Consider the following 4340-nt stretch of genomic DNA (forward strand, 5'->3'; position numbering starts at 1 on the left):
GAAGAAGAGGAATTTTGACTTTTGACTTTTGACTTTTGACTTTTAGCTCCCCCACTCCCCCCTTCCCTGCCAAAAAAAACCCCAGCGGAGTGCTGGGGTTCGATCGTCCAGAGGATGCCGTCGCTCTTAGTTCGGCAAGTTGTTGCTGCCATAAGCATCCACGCTGAAGGCAGGAACGCGATCGCTATAGTCTATCTTGCTGCCGGTAATACTTTCGGATAGTTTCTCAAAAGACTCAGAGCGCCAGTTTCTTTCGTGAATTGGCTTGGACTGCTCGCCTCGGAAGTAAGCTTGAGTACCGATCGCAGCAGCAGCAACCCAACCGACGATCAATAGTGCAATCAGAATAGTCATAACCGTTTTCTCCCGTTTGTGTCTTTCTGTAAATAAATGTAACGAAGTTTAACAATATCTGTTTGTGACTTGACTCAATCACCTAAGTGATGTTAATCACAAGCGCCATTAGAGCGTCACCCGATAATAAAAGTCAAAAGTCACTCATTCAAAAGTCACTCATTCAAAATTTCCCCTCCTCCCTCTCCCTTTCCGAGTAACCCACCATATCGCCAAACCTATAAAACAAAAAACATTTTTCACCATCAACCCGAAACAGCCGATTAACTTCAAAGAGTTTGTTTCCATCGTTCGGGAAACCGTACAGCATCATAAATTGCCAAAAGCCGACGATCGCGGTAAATTATCATTGATTTCTATCTAGGGCTGGAGAGAAATTTTTATGCCCACCTACGATTACTTTTGTGCAAGTAACAATCAAAAAGTTGAAGTTCGCCACAGTATTCACGAAAAACTTACCACTTGGGGCGAGTTGTGTAAGCTCGCTCAATGCGACCCAGGCGAAACGCCACTCGATACACCTGTCCAGCGCTTGATTAGCGTACCAAGCTTGCTCGTTCCAACATCAAATAGCGACTACAAGAGTGCGGGATTAACCAAGCTGGTGAAACGAGACTCTGGAGTCTATGAAAACGTCACCACCTAGCATTGAAAAAGTCAGATTCTCAATAGCTACTTCAGCGAGTTATTCTCAGGTGCGGGCATTCCTATAAATGATAGATGTAATTTGGGATATGGAAACCGGCGACCCCGATGACTTCCTTACCTTATTGTTGTTGATCGGACACCCGGAAGTTAACCTCAAAGCTGTTACCATCACCCCAGGTTCACCCCAACAGATCGGACTGGTAAGGAAAGCATTGGCTCTATTTAATAGAGATATCCCAGTCGGAGCCCATCACAAAGAACACCCTAAACCCTGTGTTTCCAAATGGCACACAGATGTTTATGGAGATATTCCAACTTCCCAAGATGCAGAAAATGGTGGCGAAGTTTTGCGGCGATATTGTGACTCGAACACTACTTTAATTACAGGTGGCCCGCTGAAAAATTTGGGAGCTGCCATTAAATTAAATTTTCAAGTCGATCGCTGGATTGCCCAAGGTGGATTTGCCGGCGAAGGTGTAGTACCATCAGCACTTCAACTAGACAAATTCAAGGGAATGACAACTTGTCCCACTTACAACCTCAACGGCGATTCAAAATCTGCTTTGGCAGCACTTTCTTATGACGGTATTAGGGTGAAAAAATTTGTGTCTAAAAACGTTTGCCATCGCGTTTACTATGACCGAAAAATGCACGATATTTTCCAATCTGTCAAACATAAAAGTTTGTCTCTCGCTTTGATATGGAAAGGTATGGATGCCTATCTGCGTCATCACCCCGATGGTAAAAAATTACACGATCCTTTAGCTGCTTGTTGTGCTATTGACGAGTCGATCGCGACTTGGGCAGAAGTAGAAATATACCGAGAAAAAGGCCAGTGGGGAGCCAGATTATCTCCCGGTTCCGGAACTTGGATTATTATAGACTACAACCCAGAAAAATTTATCTCTACTTTGACGGCATATTAAAAATGGACTCGTCTCAAGACCACTTTATCGGCTATGAAAAAATCTTTGAAAGTCTGACAAAATGGCACTTTAGTCGAGCGGTATTTCAAAAATAAAATTTAAGATATTTCTATTTTTCATAGTTCACAATTTCTGTTTCTAGAAACTGTGAACTATGAACCGCCAAACTATGTGTAAGTCAGCTGTACGCCGACAGGGAAAGTCTTGGCGCTTTTGGGTTTCACATAAACAGACTGTTCTTGTAGCAGTTGTAATTGGGTGAAGCGATCGCGTGTCAGTTGCGCTGTCACCAGTTGACCGTCCCTGAGACTCAACTCTACTACAACTTCCCAACCCAAATGCACAATCCGCTTTACCTTAGCGGGTACGGCGGTTTCTTCCGCCTTAGTCTGAATTAAAACATCGTGAGGACGTAAAAACACATGAGAATTGTTAGATTCCGAATGGTTAAGATCGAAAATTCCCGCAGCGCTGGATAGAACGTTGACAGGGCCAAAGAAACTCATCACAAAGGGGGTAGCTGGATGGTCGTAAATATCCTCTGGAGTGCCTACCTGTTCCACCTGACCTTTATTAAAAACAGCAATTTCATCGGCAAGTTCCATCGCCTCTTCTTGATCGTGGGTAACAAAGACAGTGGTAACGTTAACTTTTTCGTGCAGGTGTCGCAGAGAAGCTCGCAGTTCTTTACGAACTTTAGCATCCAAAGCTCCAAACGGTTCATCTAATAAAAGTACTTGCGGATTTACAGCTAAAGTTCTCGCCAAAGCTACCCGCTGTCGCTGTCCGCCAGAAAGTTGAGACGGATAGCGATCGCCTAACCCCCGCAGTTGCACTAAGTCTAACAATTCTTCCACCCGTTCCCGGACATAAAATCTGGACGCTTTGCGTATTTGTAGACCAAAAGCGACATTCTCGCGGACGGTCATGTGCTTAAACAAAGCATAGTGCTGAAACACGAAGCCAATACCCCGCGATTGCACGTTTTCGTAGGTCATGTCTTTACCACTGATTCTAATTCTGCCCGTATCTGGAGTTTCCAGTCCCGCAATTAGCCGCAGTAAGGTGGATTTCCCCGACCCCGAAGGCCCCAAAAGTGCCACCAGCTTGCCACTGTGAATGTGCAAATTTACCGAATCCACTGCCTGAAACGAACCAAATCGCTTTGATACGTCCTCAATCAAAATGCTCATCGCTACTCTTTCCCTAAACTTTTGATAATTGACCCTTGACTCGATCGAAAACCGGATTTCGTTGGCAGACCTTTTTGTTACACCGATTTATCGCCCAATTTACTGTACTTACATACCACATATCCAGATTTTTTGGTAATTTTTGTCAAATTTCTTGACCTTTGCTACAACTGACTACCTGACTGAGGGCTTTTAGAAACCCGGTTTTTTAGAAAAACCGGGTTTCTGGCCCGCGACAACCCTTTTTGCTGTGCCTTGTAAATTGTACTAAAATAATCTACAGTTTATCTATCGGAATTTAGGTGTTTTTGCTAAAATGCCTTTTATAGGCAATGTTTTTTGACTGCCAACTTCTACCAAGCCCGAACCCAGATCCGTCCAACACTGGAGTCTACAATGGCCATCTTGCAACTCGAAGACAGTTCGGTTTACACTCATCTCAGCGACATTACACGGAAACTTGCAGCTCTAAATATTCAGGTGAAACGCTTGCCCTTGGGGAGTAACTCCTATATCGGGGAATTACTGGCACAAGACATTCTTAGCCTTGCTGAAAAAGAGGAGATATTAGCTGGTTTCGATCGCTACTTTGTTCAATTCCAGCGCAGATTTGGTTATAAATGGCGTGAATTGACAGTTTTGCATCCAGGTTCGCCCTATCTTTGGGCCCTGATAACGCAATTCGATCGCTGCCACACTCACGCAGACGAGGAAGCACTCTATATCCTTTCTGGAGAGTGCGTTTTCGGGTTTGTGCTTCCTGATGGTAGGCAAGCAGAATTAATTGTAGAAGCAGAAGAATTTATTAACGTGCCATCCGGTACCGAGCATTGGTTCCGTCCTACAGGATTGCTTCATTTCAAAGCAGTACGGTACTTTACAAGTGTAGGCGGGTGGACGCCTCAATACACCGATACTAAAATTCACTTTCACAAACCCGTTGCCAGAAGATATCCTGGCGACTGCCCTTAACTTAAAGTTTGTAAGTCCTGGGCAACCCTACGCCTAGCAACAAGTTTTTATTTTTTTAGCTTTGGAATAATTAACAATGACCGTTTTCCCACCTACAACAAATGGTGTTTATGTTCTGACGCAACGTAAATTTGCACGAGCGTCGCTAAGTAGTCGGACAAAAGTAATCGACACTGTATGAACTTTTGTTAAGGCACTTGCAGGAGTGCGATCGCTACCCACGGATAGTACAAATGTATTGTAAAAA

General features: G+C 44.1%; 5 protein-coding genes. 3 read left to right on the forward strand and 2 right to left on the reverse strand.

Features of this window, described 5'->3' with window-relative positions; translation table 11 throughout:
• Window positions 1-126: 126 nt before the first annotated feature.
• Entirely contained in the window at window positions 127-354 is a 228-nt protein-coding gene (locus tag H6S82_RS20685) for a hypothetical protein (protein WP_190468761.1), read from the reverse strand.
• 382 nt (window positions 355-736) lie between these two features.
• Here H6S82_RS20685 and H6S82_RS20690 point away from each other — a divergent pair, with 382 nt between their 5' ends.
• The gene (locus tag H6S82_RS20690; protein WP_190468763.1) at window positions 737-1000 is read left to right on the forward strand and encodes a zinc ribbon domain-containing protein; all 264 of its coding nucleotides are present in this window, start codon (window positions 737-739) and stop codon (window positions 998-1000) included.
• Between the two features lie 67 nt (window positions 1001-1067).
• Window positions 1068-1928, forward strand: a complete 861-nt coding sequence (locus tag H6S82_RS20695) for a nucleoside hydrolase (protein WP_190468767.1) — start codon at window positions 1068-1070, stop codon at window positions 1926-1928.
• 167 nt (window positions 1929-2095) lie between these two features.
• Here the strand turns inward: H6S82_RS20695 and H6S82_RS20700 are convergent, their stop codons facing one another.
• On the reverse strand, window positions 2096-3121 hold the full coding sequence (locus tag H6S82_RS20700; protein ID WP_190468770.1) for a TOBE-like domain-containing protein: 1026 nt from the start codon (window positions 3119-3121) through the stop codon (window positions 2096-2098).
• A gap of 396 nt (window positions 3122-3517) precedes the next feature.
• On the opposite strand from H6S82_RS20700, the gene H6S82_RS20705 reads away from it, so the two are divergent.
• A complete protein-coding gene (locus H6S82_RS20705) occupies window positions 3518-4093 on the forward strand; it encodes a cupin domain-containing protein (protein WP_190468773.1) in 576 nt (191 codons plus the stop codon).
• Window positions 4094-4340: the final 247 nt, after the last annotated feature.

The organism is Planktothrix sp. FACHB-1355 (genome assembly GCF_014748295.1).
Taxonomy (GTDB): domain Bacteria; phylum Cyanobacteriota; class Cyanobacteriia; order Cyanobacteriales; family Aerosakkonemataceae; genus Aerosakkonema; species Aerosakkonema funiforme_A.